Annotated in this window: 1 pseudogene; it reads right to left on the reverse strand. The window is 48.8% G+C overall.

The features are described 5' to 3' along the window. Nucleotides 1-155: 155 nt before the first annotated feature. Nucleotides 156-545: pseudogene (locus tag G7025_RS26665) on the reverse strand (hypothetical protein); the annotation flags it as partial.

Consider the following 545-nt stretch of genomic DNA (forward strand, 5'->3'; position numbering starts at 1 on the left):
GACAAACATGTCACCAGATCGACAGTTAGAAAACTTCGTGCCAACACCAATTACAACGGCATTGCCGTTAGCAACTGTTACCGTTCCTTCTGCGAACCAAGATGGCATGGCCTTCCCCAAAATTTTTTAGTGAATATTAAACATTGCGCCTGATGCTACTGAGAAATACGCCCAACCATCACAGTTATGCCTGTGACAATCGCATTCTGTACCGCGATCATTCCCAGAGTTAGTATTTTGCTTGGATAGTTCCACATAGCTGCGATCTGGCGATTCGCCACTCCCGAGGCAATGGTCACCGCCTGCATGCATAAGTTATTTATGAGCATGTATTCGTCTTCATTAAGGTTAAACTGCGAATTGAAGTACGTTATTGGTACACCCTGCCCGGTAGTGCCGCTCCCGGCATAGGTCCAGTTATTGCTAGCCCTGACAAATTGAGCGGCGGGCGTGCCTGAATCGAAGATTGTCTTGCGGCTTGCATCTCGAAGCCGTACACCGAATGTGGACAGCGGTTGTGCTACGTACCCAGCAACGAACCACCG

It is taken from the genome of Pseudomonas lurida (assembly GCF_013522705.1).
Lineage (GTDB): Bacteria > Pseudomonadota > Gammaproteobacteria > Pseudomonadales > Pseudomonadaceae > Aquipseudomonas > Aquipseudomonas quebecensis.